At 61.2% G+C, this 18367-nt stretch carries 14 protein-coding genes; 2 read left to right on the top strand and 12 right to left on the bottom strand.

Annotation, left to right across the window (positions count from 1 at the left end; all coding sequences use genetic code 11):
- Positions 1–1269 carry an MFS transporter gene (locus BPHYT_RS23095; RefSeq protein WP_012426537.1) on the top strand — a complete coding sequence of 423 codons (1269 nt, stop codon included), beginning with the start codon at positions 1–3 and terminating at the stop codon, positions 1267–1269.
- 26 nt (positions 1270–1295) lie between these two features.
- Here the strand turns inward: BPHYT_RS23095 and BPHYT_RS23100 are convergent, their stop codons facing one another.
- The gene (locus tag BPHYT_RS23100) at positions 1296–2276 is read right to left on the bottom strand and encodes an LLM class oxidoreductase (RefSeq protein WP_012426538.1); all 981 of its coding nucleotides are present in this window, start codon (positions 2274–2276) and stop codon (positions 1296–1298) included.
- Between the two features lie 48 nt (positions 2277–2324).
- Complete coding sequence (locus tag BPHYT_RS23105; protein ID WP_012426539.1) at positions 2325–4700, bottom strand: DNA polymerase II; 2376 nt, start codon at positions 4698–4700, stop codon at positions 2325–2327.
- Between the two features lie 228 nt (positions 4701–4928).
- Between BPHYT_RS23105 and BPHYT_RS23110 the strand changes: the two genes are divergently transcribed.
- Positions 4929–5354, top strand: a complete 426-nt coding sequence (locus BPHYT_RS23110; protein WP_012426540.1) for a PRC-barrel domain-containing protein — start codon at positions 4929–4931, stop codon at positions 5352–5354.
- Between the two features lie 197 nt (positions 5355–5551).
- Here BPHYT_RS23110 and BPHYT_RS23115 read toward each other — a convergent pair whose 3' ends face one another.
- From BPHYT_RS23115 to BPHYT_RS23160, 10 genes are all read right to left on the bottom strand, one after another.
- Entirely contained in the window at positions 5552–6562 is a 1011-nt protein-coding gene (locus BPHYT_RS23115; protein WP_012426541.1) for a DUF2891 domain-containing protein, read from the bottom strand.
- A gap of 203 nt (positions 6563–6765) precedes the next feature.
- Positions 6766–8115 carry an NAD(P)/FAD-dependent oxidoreductase gene (locus BPHYT_RS23120; RefSeq protein WP_012426542.1) on the bottom strand — a complete coding sequence of 450 codons (1350 nt, stop codon included), beginning with the start codon at positions 8113–8115 and terminating at the stop codon, positions 6766–6768.
- Positions 8115–9407 carry an NAD(P)/FAD-dependent oxidoreductase gene (locus BPHYT_RS23125; RefSeq protein ID WP_012426543.1) on the bottom strand — a complete coding sequence of 431 codons (1293 nt, stop codon included), beginning with the start codon at positions 9405–9407 and terminating at the stop codon, positions 8115–8117. The genes BPHYT_RS23120 and BPHYT_RS23125 overlap by 1 nt, the downstream gene beginning before the upstream one ends.
- Before the next feature lie 71 nt (positions 9408–9478).
- On the bottom strand, positions 9479–11053 hold the full coding sequence (locus BPHYT_RS23130) for a DUF3138 family protein (RefSeq protein WP_012426544.1): 1575 nt from the start codon (positions 11051–11053) through the stop codon (positions 9479–9481).
- 38 nt (positions 11054–11091) lie between these two features.
- The gene (locus BPHYT_RS23135) at positions 11092–12003 is read right to left on the bottom strand and encodes an ABC transporter permease subunit (protein ID WP_012426545.1); all 912 of its coding nucleotides are present in this window, start codon (positions 12001–12003) and stop codon (positions 11092–11094) included.
- The gene (locus tag BPHYT_RS23140) at positions 12000–12974 is read right to left on the bottom strand and encodes an ABC transporter permease subunit (RefSeq protein ID WP_012426546.1); all 975 of its coding nucleotides are present in this window, start codon (positions 12972–12974) and stop codon (positions 12000–12002) included. Before BPHYT_RS23140 ends, BPHYT_RS23135 begins: the two co-directional genes overlap by 4 nt.
- Entirely contained in the window at positions 12971–14134 is a 1164-nt protein-coding gene (locus BPHYT_RS23145; protein WP_012426547.1) for an ABC transporter ATP-binding protein, read from the bottom strand. The genes BPHYT_RS23140 and BPHYT_RS23145 overlap by 4 nt, the downstream gene beginning before the upstream one ends.
- 212 nt (positions 14135–14346) lie before the next feature.
- Positions 14347–15468 carry a polyamine ABC transporter substrate-binding protein gene (locus BPHYT_RS23150; protein ID WP_012426548.1) on the bottom strand — a complete coding sequence of 374 codons (1122 nt, stop codon included), beginning with the start codon at positions 15466–15468 and terminating at the stop codon, positions 14347–14349.
- 73 nt (positions 15469–15541) lie between these two features.
- Positions 15542–16990, bottom strand: coding sequence for an aspartate aminotransferase family protein (locus BPHYT_RS23155; RefSeq protein ID WP_012426549.1), 1449 nt, complete (start codon positions 16988–16990; stop codon positions 15542–15544).
- Positions 16991–17018: 28 nt separating this feature from the next.
- Positions 17019–18353, bottom strand: a complete 1335-nt coding sequence (locus BPHYT_RS23160; protein ID WP_012426550.1) for a glutamine synthetase family protein — start codon at positions 18351–18353, stop codon at positions 17019–17021.
- Positions 18354–18367: the final 14 nt, after the last annotated feature.

An 18367-nucleotide genomic window follows, 5' to 3' on the forward strand; every position in this document is an offset into this window, starting at 1 on the left:
ATGACCACTACCCAACGTGTTGCGACAGCGTCGCCGGTGAGCCAGACTTCGGTGTCGCAAGGCCGCTGGCTGCTTGTTTTCATCCTCGGTTATCTTGCGCTCATGGCCGATGGCGCGGACGTCATGATGTACGGCCTCACGCTGACGCGCATCAAGGACGACTTCGGACTGAGCAATGTCCAGGCCGGCGCATTGGGCAGCCTGACGTTGCTCGGCATGGCAGTCGGCGGGATTCTCGGCGGCTGGGCGAGCGATCGCATAGGGCGGGTGAGGGTGGTGGTCTGGGCGCTGGCGCTCTTTTCGCTCGGCGCGGGGTTGCTTGGACTCACGCACAGCTTTGTGGAGTTCGCGATTGTCCGCTTCATCGGTTCGTTGGGCATCGGCTCCATGGTGCTGGTCACGACGCTGGTTGCCGAATACGTGCCCACGGAGCGGCGCTCGCTGATTCTGGGCGCCTTGCAGACCGGTATTTCGGCCGGCTATATCGTGGTCATTGCGCTGAGCAGCTGGATTTTGCCGCACTACGGCTGGCGCACGTTGTACTACGTGTCGGCGATACCCGTGGTGTTTGCTCTGGCAATCAAATTCGCGGTGCCCGAGCCGGCTAGCTGGCGGGCGAGCCAGGCCATCGAGCGCACGAGTCAGCGCCGCTGGCGCGACAGCCGCTATCACGTGATTTTCAGCAATCGACAGACGCGTACCCTGTTTATCCTGTGGACGCTGGCCTCGGTTTTCATTCTTTCCGGCTTCTACGGCTTGAATAACTGGCTGCCAACGTACCTCGAAAAAGAGCTGCATATCAAGTTCAGCTCACTGACGGGGTACATGATCGGGACTTACGTCGTCGCGTTCATCGGCAAGATCTTCGCCGGCTGGCTGGGCGACCGTTGGAGCCGGCGCGGCGTGTATGTCCTCGGCTGCGTGGGCGCCGCGCTCTTTCTGCCGGTGATCATCTTCTGGCACACGCGGGAGAACATCGCCGTTCTCATGCTTTTCTTCGGGTTTCTGTACGGCGTACCCCTGGGCACGATCGGCACGTTCATGTCCGAGAGTTTCGCCACTTCCATTCGCGGCACTGCGGTGGGCGGGTCCTATAACCTGGGGCGTTTCTGCTCGGGGGCGGCGCCTATCGTTATCGGTTTTCTGGCCACGCAGTTTTCCATCGGTCTGGGCTTTCTCGTGGTCGGCGCGGTGTTCTTCCTGAGTGGCGTGACCGCGCTGTTCATCCCGGACCGCCTGTACGACACGGACCGGCCATCCACGCCGTGAGTCGAAGCAGGTGCCCAACGCGCTGTCTACGTCCCCTGATGAAACTGCGGCAACACCTCATCGGCGAGTTCGTTGATGATCTCGGCGACGGGACGCTCCGATGACAGATTGAACGTCACATGGTGTGTCCCGTCCGCGCGCAGCGCTTTGAGTATGTCGATCAACGCAAGCCGGCCGGTCCGGTAGCCGAGCGTCACGGCCTGAGCTGGTTCGTGCGGATCGCTGCTGAGTTCGAGCCGCATCGCGACGCCGAACGCGCGAAACGCTTCGGGTGCCACGCGTTCTACGGCGGCGCGCCACATGCTGTAACGGGCGCGCTGAGCGTCGGGCTCGCGATGATAGGTCATCCACCCCAGCGAATGGCGCGCGATCCAGTCGACGCTTTGACCGCCCGAACCCACTGCCAGCAGCGGCACCGCGTGCGAGTGCTCGGGCAACAGCTGAAAGGTTGGCGCACCTTCAGGCGTGCGATCGGGAATCACGCGCGACGGTGTGCCGAGCGCGGCGGCAACCGTCTCCCAGTGACTGCGATACAGCTCGCGCCGCTCGTCGGAATCGCGCCCGAACGCGGCATATTCCGGTGGACGATCGCCTGAACCCAGACCCAGAATGAAGCGTCCGTGGCTGAGCGTATCGACGGAAAGCGCCGCCTTGGCGATATGCAGCGGATGCCGCAGCGTCAGCACGATGGCGCCGCTCACGAGCGCGATACGCCGCGTGTTCGTAGCGAGCGCACCGAGCAACACCCACGGGTCGAGGTGGCCGACAGGATCCGGGTAATCCGCGCTGTTCAGCGGGACGTCGCGGACCCAGAGTGCGCGAAAGCCGCGTTCGTCGGCGAGACGCGCGAGCGCCAACTGCTCGTCGAAATCGGCCACGATCGTGCCGGCGCGCAGCAGCGGCAGAGTGAATCCGAGACTGAGCACACCGTCTGAAAACACACGGTTCGCGGCGCTTTGCGGCTGGGCTTTCAACTCGTCTGCCGCGATCGGATGCGACTCGTTCATGCGTGACCTTTGCTGTGCGTCGTCGATACGCCCGATGCTAGCACTGCCTCAGAACAACTGCTTCTGCCCTGACATCAAGGTCGTGAAATCGTCGCGCAGGAGCGGCAGGATAGCGTCGGCGACGGGCTGCAATTGCCGCGTCAGATAATGTTCGTAATCGATAGCCGAGCGCAGCGTTTCCAGCGGCTCGGGTCCGGCAACCGTCATCACATAGCTGATCCAGCCGCCGTTCTGGTATTGCAGCGGGCGCCCTTGCCGCCGGTTGAACTCGTCCGCCACGCGCGCGGCGCGCACATGCGGCGGCACGTTGCGCTCGTATTCTTCGAGCGGGCGGCGCAGTCGCTTGCGATACACGAGTTGATCGTCGAGCTTGCCGTCGAGCGTGTCGCGCACATAGTCGCGCACGTAATCCTGATACGGTTGCTGCGTGAAGATGCGCCGATACAGTTCCTGCTGAAACTGCTGCGCGAGCGGCGTCCAGTCGGTGCGTACCGTTTCGAGTCCCTTATAGACGATGTCTTCGCTGCCGTCCGGCAAAATAGTGAGGCCCGCGTAGCGTTTCTTGCTGCCTTCCTCGGCGCCGCGAATGGTCGGCATGAAGAAGCGCCGATAGTGCCGCTCGAATTGCAGTTCGAGCGCGCTGTCGAGCCCGAATCTTTCCTGCAGATTCTGCCGCCACCACGCGTTGATATGCTCGACCAGCGCGCGGCCGATGCGGCTCGCGTCTTCTTCGCTGTGCGCGTGTTTCAGCCACACGAAGGTTGAATCCGTGTCGCCGTATATGACTTCATAGCCCTCGCCTTGAATCAGTTCGCGCGTTGCATGCATGATTTCGTGGCCGCGCATGGTGATCGACGAGGCGAGACGCGGATCGAAGAAGCGGCAGCCGGTCGATCCCAATACGCCGTAAAAGGCGTTCATGATGATCTTCAATGCCTGCGAAAGCGGCTTGTTATTCTCGCGTTTGGCCGTTTCGCGGCCTTGCCAAACCTGCCCGACGATCGACGGCAAACAATGGCGCGTGCGTGAAAAGCGCGCGCCGAGAAAGCCCGGGACTGATTGATCGTCGGCGGGATTCAGCATGCCTTCGACAAGGCCAACAGGGTCGATCAGAAACGTGCGGATGATGGACGGATACAGGCTCTTGTAGTCCAGCACCAGCACGGAATCATAGAGACCGGGGCGCGAATCCATCACGAAACCGCCGGGGCTTGCGGCGCCGGCCACATCGCCGAGATTGGGCGCGACGTAGCCTTGCCGATGCATGCGCGGCATATACAGATGCGTGAACGCCGCCACCGATCCGCCGCTGCGATCCGCCGGCAAACCGGTCACGCTTGCACGTTCCAGCAGGAACGGCAGCAACTCCGTTTTAGCGAAGATGCGCGTGACCAACTCGCAGTCTTTGAGGTTGTAGCGAGCGAGCGCGGGCTTGTCTTCGTCGAAGCGGCGCTGGATTTCGTCCATGCGCTGATACGGATTGTCGATCGCCTTGCCTTCGCCCAGCACTGTGCGCGAGACATGTTCGAGACTGAACGAAGGGAAACTCCAGGTCGCCGAACGCAGCGCTTCGATGCCGTCGATAATCAGCCGTCCCGCGGCGGCGGCGAAGAAGTGGTTCTGCTTGAGCCCATGCTCGCGCCATTCCATCACGGCGCCGCCCCGGCCGAGCCGCAGCGGTACGCGATATTGTTCGGCATGCTGTTGCAGCACACGCAGATCGAACTGCACCAGATTCCAGCCGATGATCGCATCCGGATCGTGCCGTTCGAGCCACGCGTTCAGTTTTTCCAGCAACTGTGCGCGGGTTTCGCAGTATTCGAGGTCGAAGTCGAGCGTGCCCGCCTCGCCATTCGGCGGCCCGAGCATATACACCTGACGCTGTCCGCAGCCTTCCAGCGCGATCGAATACAACTCGGCGTGAGCGCTGGTTTCGATATCGAGCGACACCAGCTTCAAGGGCGGACGATAGCCGGTGGCCGGCTTGAGTTCGCTGTTCACGAGGGGGCCGCTCTTTCCGTTGCTCTGCGCGTCGCCGCTAAACCAGACCGGCGCCGTGATAAAGCGCTCCATCATGTAGCGTTCGGGCGGAAAGATATCGGCTTCGTAGACGTCGACGCCGCCTTGCTTCAGGCGTTTCTCGAAGCCCGTCAATTGCCGGTACTGCGGGCAGTAAAGTCCCATGACCGGCCGATGCTGAAAGTCGCGCAGATCGAGCGCTCGCAGATCGAGCGGCGCTTCGCGGCGCAGAATCGTCTCGGCGCGCTCGCGATGCTCGGCGGGAATGAACGCCACCGAAGGCTGAGGGCGCAAGCGCACGTGCCGGGGCCCGCCGTCCGTGGCCAGCCAGAAATCGACTTCGGTGCCGGCGGGCGTGTCCCGCCAATGCCGGGTCAAGATGAAACCCTGTTCAAGCTCAGTCAAACTGCCACCTCTAAAACCGGCGTGATCGCCTTGCGCAATTTTACCGCCATGCGCTACGGGCGGTGACGTCGTCACCGAGCATCGCGGCGTGATCTCGTGGAGGTGCGCGTGCGACCTTCCGGCACGCTGGGTGCAACCGCGCCGCGCAGTCTGTATGATCGTGGTGCAGCGATTCCATACGGCGCAGGCCATGCGCCGGTCAAGTCTACTAATAACGGAGTAAGCGATATGACTTTGGGCAAACTTGTTGTTGTCGTCGCGGTAGCTGCAACCAGCCTTGGTGCACAGGCGCAAGTCGCCGGCACGCAACCGCTGAGCGTCACAGTCGAGCAGTCGAATGCGCTGCTGAGCGGCTGGAGTGTGAAGAAGAGCATTCTCGGCAAGTCGGTCTACAACGACCAGAACGCTAAAATCGGCACGGTCCGCGATCTGGTGATCGCGCCGGACGGCTCGCTGTCCGCGGCCATCGTCTCCGCAGGCGGCTTCCTCGGCGTGGCATCGCACGACGTGGCGGTGCCTATCGCGGCGCTGGACATTCGCGAGGGGAATTTCTATCTGGCGGGCGCTACCAAAGATGCCTTGAAGGCAACGCCCGAGTTCCAGTACAACAAGGTTCAAGCGCCGCCGAAGCCTAAAAAGCTGACGGGGCAGTAATTCGGGAGGCCGGCGCAGCGTCGCCGGTCGAGCCGCAAGAAGCGGCTCTGCATTGACGCAATAGTGGAAAAGCGGCGCTCGCAGCGTGAAACGGTTGGTACGAGAAACCGTTTCGCGCGTGCGGCGCCGCTTTCGTATTTTTCAATTGACCATGCCGCCGGTCGAGTTCGATTCCAAGTCTCGAATCAGGCTTTTATTCAAGCTTCTAATGCAAGCGTGGCGAATGTGCCGAGCCAGTGCTCGCCCATATAGTCGCCGGCCACGTGCGGCAGTGCGGTTTGCAGATGCCGCTCGGCTGCGTCGAATAGAACCGTCCGGCGGATGTCGCCTGCGGGCAGGGCGCGCGCAAGCGAACGCTGGCACCAGGCGCGGCTGAGATTCAGGCCGTCCAGATGCGCGATCTTGCCGTCGGTGCGATCCGTGACGGTAACAGGCTCGAACAGCGTAGCGGGCTTTTTCGCGCCGAGATCCGGCAGAAAGCGGCCGAACCAGTCGACGAACTGGGCCGGCGGCAATACGCGGCGCATGAGCTCGGCTTCCATGAGCGAAGGCGAGAGGAACTCGTCGCCGGCGGGCTCCCATGCCTGACACGCGACGTCGTTCACAAACCAGCGTTCCGCCGTATTCACGACCAGCACTTCCAGCGAATCACGCGATGTTTGCCGCGCGAAATCCAGCGTCAACGCCAATGCGAAGGCCATGTTGAAGTGCGTGCCCACGCGCAGCGGGTAGGTGGCTTTCGGCAGAAAGTCCTCGAAGCGCTCGACAAACAGTTCGGTAAGCGGCGCAAAGGTTTTCGACCAGCGCGCGGCTTCCGAGAGCTTCAGCGAACCGAGTTGCGCGCTCAGCGCGAGTAGCCAGGCCCAGCCATACGGACGTTCGAAACCACGGTTGTGCGGCAGTTCGAGATACGCGACTTCACCGGCCACATTAGCCGCGGTGAAATGCTCGTCGACCACCGCGACGATGCGCGCCGCTTCCGGCAGATCGGGAAAACGATCGAGTAGATGCAGAATCAACCAATAGCCGTGCACGCACGAATGCCAGTCGTAGCTGCCATAAAAAATCGGGTGCAGCGCACGCGGGCCTTGCACGTCTTGCGGCCCGGCGAGCGAATGCGTCAGCTTGTTCGGGTATTCGCGCGTGAGATGGGCAAGCGCCAGGTTGGCGAATTTCGACGCGAATTCGCGAGTGAGTTGGGTGGTCATCGGCGCCTCCTCAAAAGCGGCATACAAATAAGTATGACAGTATGCTGTTGAGCGCCACCAATAGTAAAGCTGTGGGCATGTGCGACCGGATTGCGCCGTGCCTCGTTACGACGCTACAGCGGCGCTGCCGGCGTGATATTGGGTGCGGGTGCCGTCGGAGTTACCGCGCGGCAACGTAAAAGCCGCGCTGCGTGCCAGCGCGCCTAAAACATCTCCAGAATCCGGTGATACATCATCCCCAATTCCAGCGCCGGCCCACGCAATGCCGGGCCGCCTGGAAAGCGCGCGTGCCGCAACCGCGCGAACAGATCGAAGGCTTTCGTCTCACCGGCCATTGCTTGAGCCACCACGCGCCCGGCGATACCAGTCAACGCAACCCCGTGCCCCGAAAATCCCTGCACATAGAAGTAATTCGGATCGATCGATCCAAAATCGGGCGCGCGATTGCGCGTCACGTCGACAAAACCGCCCCACGCATAGTCGATTTTCACGTCGCCGAGTTGCGGGAATACGCCGATCATGCGCTGGCGAATCTCTTCGCCGAGCTGCACCGGTGAAGCACCGGTCGAGCTCGCCCGCCCGCCGAACAGCACGCGATGGTCCGCCGACAAGCGGAAATAATCGAGGAAGAAGTTGTTGTCGCAAATCGCCTCGCGCCCCTTGATCAGCGCATCCGCGCGCTCCTTGCCGAGCGGCTCCGTGGCGACGATATACGATGCGATGGGCGCGATTCGCGCGGCCACCGCAGCGGGCAGCACGTCGCCGATCGTGGCGTTGCCGCATGCCGCGACGAAACGGCAGCGCACTTCGCCGCGAGCGGTACGCACGACAGGCCGCGCACCCCGCACCACCTCGATCACCGGCGAATGCGCGAACAGCTGCGCGCCTTCGCGGCGCGCCGCGTCGGCGAGACCGAGGCAGTACTTGAGCGGATGCAGATGGCCGGAAAACGGATCGTAGACGCCGGCCAGATAGCGCTTCGAAGCGACGCGCGAACGGACCTCGTCGGTATCGAGCCACGAGAGTTTCGTATAGCCCCAGCGTTGCGAAGCCGACTCCATCCACGAACGCAAATCGGGCACGCGTTTCGGTTTGGTGGCGACGGTCAGATAGCCGGACGTGAAATCGCACTCGATGCCGTAGTGTTCGATACGTTCGCGCACTAACGAAACACCTTCTACCGACATCGCCCATGCGGCACGCGCGCCGTCGAGACCGAGCTGGCGTTCCATGATCTCGTCTTTCGCGAAACCCACCAGCGTCTGCCCGCCGTTGCGGCCCGACGCGCCCCAGCCGGGCCGATGCGCATCGAGCACGACCACCGACAAGCCGCGCGCCCGGCACTCCAGCGCCACCGACAAACCGGAGAAGCCCGCGCCGATCACGCATACGTCGGCTTCGAGCGTACCGTCGAGCGCGGGGTCGTCGGCGAGCGGACGGGCCGCGCTCGCTTCATAGTAGGAGTTGGCAATCAGCGTATCGGCGCGGCGGTCGAGCGTATTAAGCGTGTTGGGCGTGCTGGGCGTGTTGAGGCCGGGAGTCGGAGCGTTCATCAAATCAGGTCCTTCATTCGATACCAGGCCATCGCGAGTACGAGGGCAGGGGTGCGCAGTGTAGCGCCGCCCGGGAAGTCGCGGTGACGAATCTTGCCGAACAGATCGAAGCGCGACGCCTGACCGTCGATCGCTTCGGCGATTAGTTTGCCCGCGAGACCGGTGGTATTCACACCGTGCCCCGAGAATCCTTGCGCGAAATAAACGGTCGGCGAGAGCCGGCCGAAATGCGGCGCGCGGTTCATGGTGATGTCGACGAAACCGCCCCACGCATAGTCGATTTTGACGTCATCCAGTTGCGGGAAAGTCTTCAGCATATCGCGGCGCATCGCTTCGCCGAGGTTGCGCGGCGCGAGCTTCGAGTAACTCACTTTGCCGCCCCACAGCAGGCGGTGATCGGGCGCCGGGCGGAAATAATCCAGCACGAAGCGGCTGTCACATACGGCGGCTTTGGCGGGCATCAGCGCTTCGGCGCGATCGGGGTCGAGCGGTTCGGTGGCGATCACGTAGGTGCCGACCGGCATGATCTTGTTCGCCACGTCCGGCGCGAGCTGACCGAGATAAGTATTGCAGGCGAGCACGACGAAGCGTGCCTGTACCCGGCCGCGTGCGGTTTCAGCCACATGTCGGCCGTCTTCTTCACGCAACGCCGTGACGCAACTGTCCTCGAAAATCTGCACGCCCGCTTCGCGCGCCGCGCGCGCCAGTCCCAGCGTGTAATTCAACGGATGCAGGTGGCCGCTGTCGGCGTCGAACAGGCCGCCCAGGTAGCGCTGCGATTGAACATAGTTGCCGACGCCGTCCGCATCGACGTAACTGAGGCGGTCGTAGCCGAAGCGCCGTTGTGCTTCGTCTCGCCATTTTTGCAGCGCATCGGTATCGCGCGGTTTATTCGCCGCGGTCAGATAGCCGATGGTCAGATCGCAATCGATCTGATGCTTCGCGACGCGTTCCTTGACGATATCGAGGGTTTCGATCCCCATGTCCCAAACACGCTTCACGTCGTCTGCGGGCAAGTACTTCGCGAACGTATCGATATCGCACGCGAAGCCGCCGATCAACTGGCCGCCGTTGCGGCCGCTCGCCGCCCAGCCGACTTTCGATGCTTCGAGTACCGCGACCGAATGGCCGCGTTCAGCTAGATTGAGCGCCGTGGAAATGCCGGTCAGTCCCGCGCCGATCACGCAGACGTCGACGCTGATCGTTTCGTCGAGCGCGGGATGGCGGGTGCTGTCGTTGGCCGTGGCGGCGTAGTACGAGGCGACGTGAGGCTGGTTCGAGAATCGGAGCATAGGCAGAGCATGCAGAAAGAGCCGGTACGCGTGGCCTTTTCGACAGCAAGGCCGCGCGCCGGCAAAACAGATTAGAACGAGTAGATGAACTGGGTCGCGAGCAGGTCGTTGGACTTGCCATACGAACCGTCGTTCTTCAGGAACACCTGCTTGTTGGCCCAGTCGTGACGGTATTCCACCTTGACCGTGATCTGCTGGGTCGGATAGAACAGCAGGTCGAGCGAAACGTCCTGGCGGGTCGCGCCCTTGCATTCGAAACCGAGACCACCGTTCGCCTGCGAATTGGCGAGACAGTCCGCGCCGATACCGAAGCCGTTCGCCGTGTCCATGCCGTTGCCGTTCAACGCAATGCCAGCGCCACCGCCGCCGTTCTTGCTGTCGACCAGCAGGTCGTAGCGCACCGTCGCGCCCATACGGCCCACCACCGGCAGATTGAACTTGCGGTGCGCGAGCAGCGACAGACCGTACCACTGAGCCTGGCCGCCGTTGTACGCGGCGTTCTGCTGCTGGCCGTAGTCGAGTTCGGCGTTGTACTGCACGTCGGCGAGCGTGTAGGTCAGGTCGGCTTCGGTGAAGAAGAACGTGCCGCCCGAGCTCGGCGCCTGGCCGCCTACACCGTAACTGACCGCGCCGTTCGCGTCGATCGAGCTAGGCAAGGTCTGACGGCCGATGTTGATCGACGCGCCGAGATCCAGTGCGCTCGACCACGTGTAATCGGTGCGAGCCGTGAACGTCGGAATCTTGTTGCTGGTCGTGATCGGATCGCCCAGCGCGTTCGTGCCCGTCTGCGTGACTGCGCCGAACGTGCGGTACTGCTCGTTGCCGAGGAAGAATTTCCATGCCCAGTTGCCGGCCGTGTAGTTCGCGCCAATGCCGATGTAGCTGCCCGGATCCGAGAAGTCATACAGCAGGTTGTGCGTGAGCGTGAGCATCTGATTCGACTGCTGCACTTCATAGCCGCCGAAGCTCGGAATCAAACCTGCCACGAGTGTCGTGGTCGCCGTCAACGGCACATTCACCACGGCCGTGTTCAGGATGTTGTTGCCGATATCGCCGTGCGAGTTCTGCAGCAGCGTGATGCCGTTGCCGCGGTTCGGCATCAACGTGATTTCAGCCGACGGCGCCATCGGGCCGACACCGAAGGTCTTCTTGATGTCGAGGTACAGATCGCCGAACGTGCTGTTGAAGTAGTTGTAGCTGCTTTCGTGGTTCGCGAACAGGAACGACGAGCTGCTCTGCGCACGGTTATACAGGTACGTCGGGTCGATATAACCCGTCACCGACAAACCGGCGATCGGCCCCGTCTGCGCCGCGTCTTCGAGCGAATCGACCTTCAACTGCTGATTGGCGATCTGCTGCTTCATCGCCGTCACGTCGTCGTTGGTCAGCGTCGCCTGAGCCTTGCCGTAATCAGGCGACGAAACATCCACCGGCGCGGCCACTATCGCCGGGGCTGGGGTCGCTGTCGCCGCCGTCGCTGCGGCTGCCTTCGGCTTGGTGGCGACTTCCGCCCGCAACTGCTTCACCTCCTTTTGCAGTGCATTCAGTTGGGCCTGGAGCGCCTTGATCTGGTCGCTGGTGGCATCCGCCATGGCCATGCCAGGCAGACTCCCCGCCACCAACAGACAGATGAGCTTCTTTCTCATTCAAATTCTCCTTATTGGTCGTATTGCGAAAGGACTTCTTATGCGCGTGCCGTATCGAGCGACTTTCGTGCGGCGGCTTGTTGTGGTGCGGCGGGCAAGGGGTCGGCGGCTTCGGCGAGGGCAAAAGCCATCTGCATGTCGCGATTGCGTTTGCGTTCACGCAATTGCATCCAGCGGTTCACGGCGATGACGCCAATCGTCACCGTGGTGATGAAGATCGTGGCGAGCGCGTTCATTTCCGGATTCAGGCCGAGACGCACCCGCGAGAACACCACGAGCGGCAGCGTGGTCGAGCCGGGGCCGGAGAGAAACGCGGAGAGCACGAGGTCGTCGAAAGACAGCGTGAACGACAGCAGCCAGCCCGACATCAGTGCCTGCGAGATCAGCGGCAGAGTGATCAGGAAGAACACCTTGAAGGGCGTCGCGCCGAGATCGAGCGCGGCTTCTTCGAGCGATCTGTTGAGTTCTTTCACACGTGATTGCACGATGATCGCCACATATGACACGCACAGCATCACGTGGCCGATCCAGATCGTGAAGAGGCCGCGGCCTTTCGGCCAGCCGAGCATCTGTTCGAGTGCGACGAACAACAGCAGCAGCGAGATGCCCTGAATCACTTCAGGAATCACGAGCGGCGCGTTGATCATGCCGGCGAACAGCGTAAAGCCGCGAAAGCGTCCGAAGCGCGCGAGCACGAAACCGGCCCATGTGCCGATCACCACCGAGGCGCACGCGGTCAACAAACCGATCTTCAGCGAAAGCCACGCGGCGTTCAGCAACTCGCCGTCTTGCAACAGCGCGCCATACCATTTGAGCGAGAAGCCGGACCACACCGTGACGAGCTTCGATTCGTTGAACGAATACACAATCAGGCTGATGATCGGAATGTAGAGAAACAGAAATCCGAACGTCAGCACGCTATTGGAAAGCGTCTTATTAGGCTTGATCATTTCGCGCCCTCCAGTTCCTTGACCTGGTAGTACTGGAACACGGCCATCGGCACGAGCAGCAGCAGCACCATTGCGACGGTGACAGCGGATGCCATCGGCCAGTCCATGTCGTTGAAGAATTCATCCCACATCACGCGGCCGATCATTAGCGTGTCGGCGCCGCCGAGCAGTTCCGGAATCACGTACTCGCCGACCGCCGGAATGAACACCAGCAGACTGCCGGCGATAATGCCGTTCTTCGACAGCGGCAACGTAATGCGCGTGAACGCGGTCCATGGTTTGCAGCCGAGGTCGTAGGCGGCTTCGAGCAGCGTCAGATCCATCTTCACGAGGTGCGCATACAGCGGCATCACCATGAAGGGCAGGTACGAATAGACCATGCCGATATAGACGCCAATATCCGTGTGGTAGAGGCGCAACGGCGAATGAATCATGCCGATCGCCATCAGCGTGTGATTGAGCAGGCCGTCGTCTTTCAGAATACCGATCCACGCGTAGACGCGAATCAGGAAAGACGTCCAGAACGGCAGCATCACGCCCATCATCAGCAGGTTGCGTTTCGTCGGTTCCGAGCGGGCGATGTAGTACGCAATCGGATAACCGATCAGCAGGCAGAAGAAGGTCGAGACCGCGGCCATCTTCAGCGAGCTGATATACGTGGCGACGTACAGATCGTCCTGCAACAGGAACGCGTAGTGGCTGAGCTGCATGGCGAAATGCACCATGCCGTCCTTGACCGTGACGAGATCCGTGTAAGGCGGAATGCCCAGACGCAGATCGGCGAAACTGATCTTCAGCACCAGCACGAACGGCAACGCGAAGAACACCGTGAGCCAGAGGAACGGCACGCCGATCACGGTCGAGCGGCCCGACGGCACCAACATCGACAGGCGTTTTTTCAGCGAACCGAGCAGGCGGCTGCCGGACGGCGCGCCGAGCGCCGCGGGGGAGGAGGTAGTGGGATTGCTCATTGCGTCAGCACCACGCCGCTAGCCGGCGACCAGTAGACGAACACGTCGTCGTTATAGGAGGGCGCACCTTCGGCCATCAGATGCGAGCTGGAGAGATTCGACACCACGGTCTTGCCGCTCGGCAGACGCACGTGATAGAGCGAATAGCTGCCCATGTACGCCACATCCGCGACCACACCGCGCGCCCAGTTGTGCGGCGTGGTCGGTTTGTCGAGCGAGACCTTGATGCGCTCCGGACGCACCGAGATCCCTACCGGCATACCAAGCGGTCCGGTAATACCGTGGCTCACGTAAATGCGCGATTCGAGCTCCTCGCTTTCCACGAAAATATGGTCCGGTTCATCCGCGACCACCGTGCCTTCGAACAGATTGGTCGAGCCGATGAACTCGGCGGAGAAGCGGCTATTCGGAAACTCGTACACCTGGCTCGGCGAACCGATCTGCACGATGCGCCCCTCGCTCATCACGGCGAGGCGGCCGGCCATCGTCATCGCTTCTTCCTGATCGTGCGTGACCATCACGCAGGTCACGTCTACCTTCTCGATGATGTTCACGAGTTCGAGCTGGGTCTTCTGGCGGATCTTTTTATCGAGCGCCGACATCGGCTCGTCGAGCAGCAGCAGCTTGGGGCGCTTCACGAGCGAACGCGCGAGCGCCACACGCTGCTGCTGGCCGCCTGACAGTTGATGCGGCTTACGCTGCGCGTATTTGCTCATCTGCACGAGATTGAGCGCATCGGCGACGCGTTCCTTGATCTCGTTCTTCGGCGTGCCTTCCTGCTTCAGACCGAAGGCGATGTTCGCCTCCACGCTCATGTGCGGGAACAACGCATATGACTGGAACATCATGTTGACCGGCCGCTTGTACGGCGGCATCGCGGCGAGATCTTCGCCGTCGACGAAAATACGCCCGGAGGTCACCGTCTCGAGTCCCGCGAGCATGCGCAGGAGCGTGGACTTGCCGCAGCCGGAGCTGCCGAGCAGCGCGAACAACTCGTTCTTGGCGATGCTCAGATTGACGTTGTCGACAGCCGTGCTGTCGCCGAATTTCTTCACGACATTTTCAATCCGAACGAATTCGTCCGATTTCGATTTTGTCGTCACTGCGGGGCGGGCCATCTGGGTGGCGCCGGCTGCGCTTTTTGAGGTCGTCGAGTTCATGATGTAACCATTCCTTGCGGATCGCCGGCGCAAGTGTCTCCATACGAGGCGCGGGAAGCGTCTCGCAACGTGCGCTGCGATCGGAAAACATGGGACTGCGCGCGGGTGGGACTGTTAAAACAAACGCGCAGGCTGACTACCGTTACGGCTATTCATGCGCTCAGGGTTCGAGCGATCCCTGAGCGCGGGATCGATTAATTCATGTGGCCAGGTTAATGACCGGTTTTAAGCTGCGCCCAAAGACGGTTTTCAAGGCGGAGAATGTCGGTTGGCATCGGCTTCATGAGCGTCATTTTGCTCAACACTTCATCGCCCGGATAAACGGTCTTGTCCTGTGCGACAGCAGGCGTCACGAACTGGCGCGCGGCCTTGTTCGCGGTCGGGTAGAACACTTCGTTGGTGATCGCGGCGTTGACCTTCGGGTCCGAAATGTAGTTGATCCATTTCAGGGCGGCTTCAGGATGCGGTGCGTCTTTCGGAATCACCATCACGTCGAACCACAACAAGCCGCCTTCCTTCACGTTCGAGAATTTGATCTGGTAGGAACGCTTGGCTTCTTCGGTGCGGCGGCTGGCAATGCCGACGTCGCCCGACCAGCCGAATGCGACGCACACGTCGTTATTGGCGAGGTCGTTGATATAGCCGGACGAATTGAATTGGGTGATATACGGGCGAATCTTTTTCAGCACTTCGTAAGCGGCCTGATAGTCGGCGGGGTTCGTGCTGTTCGGATCCTTGTGCATGTATTGCAGCGTGGCGGCGAAGACGTCGACGGCCTGATCGAGTATCGACACGCCGCAGCCTTTCAGTTTGGAGAGATTGGCCGGATCGAATACGAGTGCCCAGCTATCCACCGGCGCATTGGCGCCGAGCGCTTTCTGCACGGCCTGCACGTTGTAACCGATGCCGTCCGTACCGTATGCCCAGGGCACACCGTACTGGTTGCCCGGGTCCGCGTCGGCGATCATCTTCATCAGTACGGGGTCGAGATTCGCGAGGTTCGGCAGCTTCGATTTGTCGAGCTTCTGGTATACGCCGGCCTGGATCTGCTTGGCCATGTAGTTCGAAGTCGGCACGACGATGTCGTAACCGGAACTGCCGGCGAGCAGTTTGGCCTGCAAGGTGTCGTCGCTATCGTAGTTATCGTATTTGACCTTGATGCCGTCCTGTTTCTCGAAGTTCGAAATCGTGTCTTTCGCGATGTAGTCCGACCAGTTGTACACATTCAGTTCCGTGTCGGCCGCAAGGGCCGGCGTAACCGACAGCGCCGCAAAACCCGTGAAGGCGAGAAGCGCGGCCCCCGCGACCGCATGACGAAGATGACTAACGCTCATGGTTTTTTCCCTTGATGTGAAGAACCGGCATAAGCGTGTCTTGTGGGTGTGCTCATGCCGGAACGGACTGCCGTTACGAAATACCGAGTTGTTGTGCCGTCGCGTCGATGGCTTTTTTGGCCTTCGAAACGATTTCGTCGATTTCCAGCTTATTGATCACGAGCGGCGGCGACAGCAGCATGCGGTCGCCGGTGGCGCGCATGATGAGGTTGCCGTTGAAGCAGAAGTCGCGGCAGATCGTGCCGACGTCGCCGCCATTGGCGAAACGCTTGCGTGCCTTCGGGTCTTGGGCGAGTTGCAGGCCGGCCACCAGACCCGTACCGGAGATTTCGCCGATGATCGGGTGATTGGCGAAGGTTTCGCGCAACTGTTTCTGGAAGTACGGACCTGTGTCGTTCTTCACGCGATCGACGATCTTCTCATCGCGCAGCAGTTTCAGGTTGGCGACAGCAACGGCGGCAGCGACCGGGTGGCCCGAATACGTGAGACCGTGATTGAAGTCGCCGTTTTCGATGATCGCCTTCGCGACACGGTCATGCAGGCCGACCGCGCCCATCGGCACGTAGCCGCTCGTCAGGCCCTTCGCCAGCGTGATGAGATCCGGCTCGAAACCGAAGTGCTGATGCGCGAACCATTCGCCGGTGCGGCCGAAACCGCCGATCACCTCATCGGCGACCAGCAGAATGTCGTACTTGCGGCAGATGCGCTGAATTTCCGGCCAATACGTCGAAGCCGGGAAGATCACACCGCCCGCTCCCTGGAAAGGCTCACCAATGAACGCGGCAACGTTGTCCGCGCCGATTTCGAGAATCTTTGCTTCCAGTTGCTGCGCGCGGGCCAGTGCGAATTCTTCCGGCGTCAGGTTGCCTTGTGCTTCGCCGAAGAAGTACGGCTGGTCGATGTGGACGATGTTCTCGACTTTCGAGGGCATCTGTTCATGCATGTAGCCCATGCCGCCGAGCGTGCCGCCTGCGATGGTCGAACCGTGATAGCCGTTCTTGCGCGAGATCACGAACTTCTTCGAGTGCTTACCTTGCGTCGCCCAATATTGATGGACGATGCGCAGCACCGTGTCGTTGCCCTCAGAACCGCTGTTGCAGTAGAAGAAGTGATTGAACGCTTCCGGTGCCAACTCCGCAAGCAAGGCCGACAGCTCGATCACCGGCGGGTGCGTCGTCTTGAAGAAGGTGTTGTAGTAAGGCAGTTCCTGCATCTGCTTGTACGCGGCATCGGCCAGCTCCTTGCGGCCATAACCGACGTTCACGCACCACAGACCGGCCATGCCGTCGATCACCTTGTTGCCTTCCGAGTCCCACAAGTACACGCCTTGCGCTTTCACGATCACGCGGCTGCCGCTGCGATTGAGCGAGCCCATATCCGAAAACGGATGGATGTGATGCGCGGCGTCGAGCGCGCGATATTCGGCGGTGCTGCGTTGTTGCTGCGCGGCTTGTGATGCCTGTGCGCTCGCAGCCGGCTGGGCCGGTTGCACGTAAGCGACTTCTTCTGTTCTGTAGCTCATGACTGCCTCCAATTTTTTTGCGTTTGCCTTACACGTGCAGCAGCAAATGCCGGCGTTCCCACGAACTGATCACGCGGAAGAACGCTTCATATTCGGTTTCCTTCAGAGCGAGGTAGGCTTTGACGAATTTCTCGCCGAGTACTTCGGCGATCGGCTCGCATGCGCCCATCAAGGTCAAACCCTCTTCGAGATTGCGCGGCAGCTGGTAGGGCAATTCGTAACCGTCGCTGAGCAGAGGTTCGGTGGCTTCGAGCTTCTGCGTCATGCCGAGATAGCCGGCGGCGAGCGTCGCGGCAATCGCCAGATACGGATTGCAGTCCACGCCCGGAATACGGTTTTCGATGCGGCGCGCAGCCGGTCCCGAATGCGGAATGCGGAAACCCACCGTACGGTTGTCGTAGCCCCACGCTACGTTGATCGGCGCGGCCATGAAACGCGACAGGCGACGATACGAGTTGATATACGGCGCGAAGATCGGCATCAGTGCAGGCGTGTACTTCTGGAGGCCGGCGATATAACTCGTAAATAACGAGGTGGGTTTGCCGTCGGGGCCGGTGAACAGGTTGTGACCGGTTTCTTCGTCCACTAGGCTCTGGTGCATGTGCATCGCCGAGCCCGGTTCGCCTTCCATCGGCTTGGCCATGAAAGTCGCGTACATCTTGTGGCGCAGCGCGGCTTCACGCACTGTGCGCTTGAAGAGGAACACGCTGTCGGCGAGCTTGAGCGGATCGCCGTGCATGAAGTTGATTTCCATCTGCGCGGCGCCGACTTCGTGAATCAGCGTGTCGACTTCGAGCTCCTGCACCTCGCAGTACTCGTAGATGTCTTCGAACAGCGGATCGAATTCGTTGACGGCTTCAATCGAGTACGCCTGACGGCCGGTCTCCGGACGACCGGTACGGCCGATAGGCGGTTGCAGCGGCAGATCCGGGTCCTTGTTCATATCGACCAGATAGAACTCGAGTTCGGGCGCGATAACCGGCTTCCAGCCTTTGGCCTTGTAGAGTTCGAGTACGCGGCGCAGCACACGGCGCGGCGAGATCGCAACGGGCGTGCCGTCGAAGTGGACGCAATCGTGGATCACCTGAGCGGTCGGATCGACGGCCCACGGAATCATGCGGATGGTGCTGGCGTCGGGCACGCACACCATGTCCGGATCGGTCACGCCGGTGAGCGTGCCGTCTTCCGGATAGTCTCCCGTGACGGTCTGGATCATCACCGCCTGCGGCAAGCGCATGGACTCGCCGGATTCGAATTTGCTGCGCGGAATGATCTTGCCGCGCGCGATGCCGGCCATATCCGGAATGATCGCTTCGATTTCGGTGACACGGTTCTTCTTCAGAAAATCGTCGATGTCATGCATGTTTATTCTCTCTG

It is taken from the genome of Paraburkholderia phytofirmans PsJN (genome assembly GCF_000020125.1).
GTDB lineage: Bacteria > Pseudomonadota > Gammaproteobacteria > Burkholderiales > Burkholderiaceae > Paraburkholderia > Paraburkholderia phytofirmans.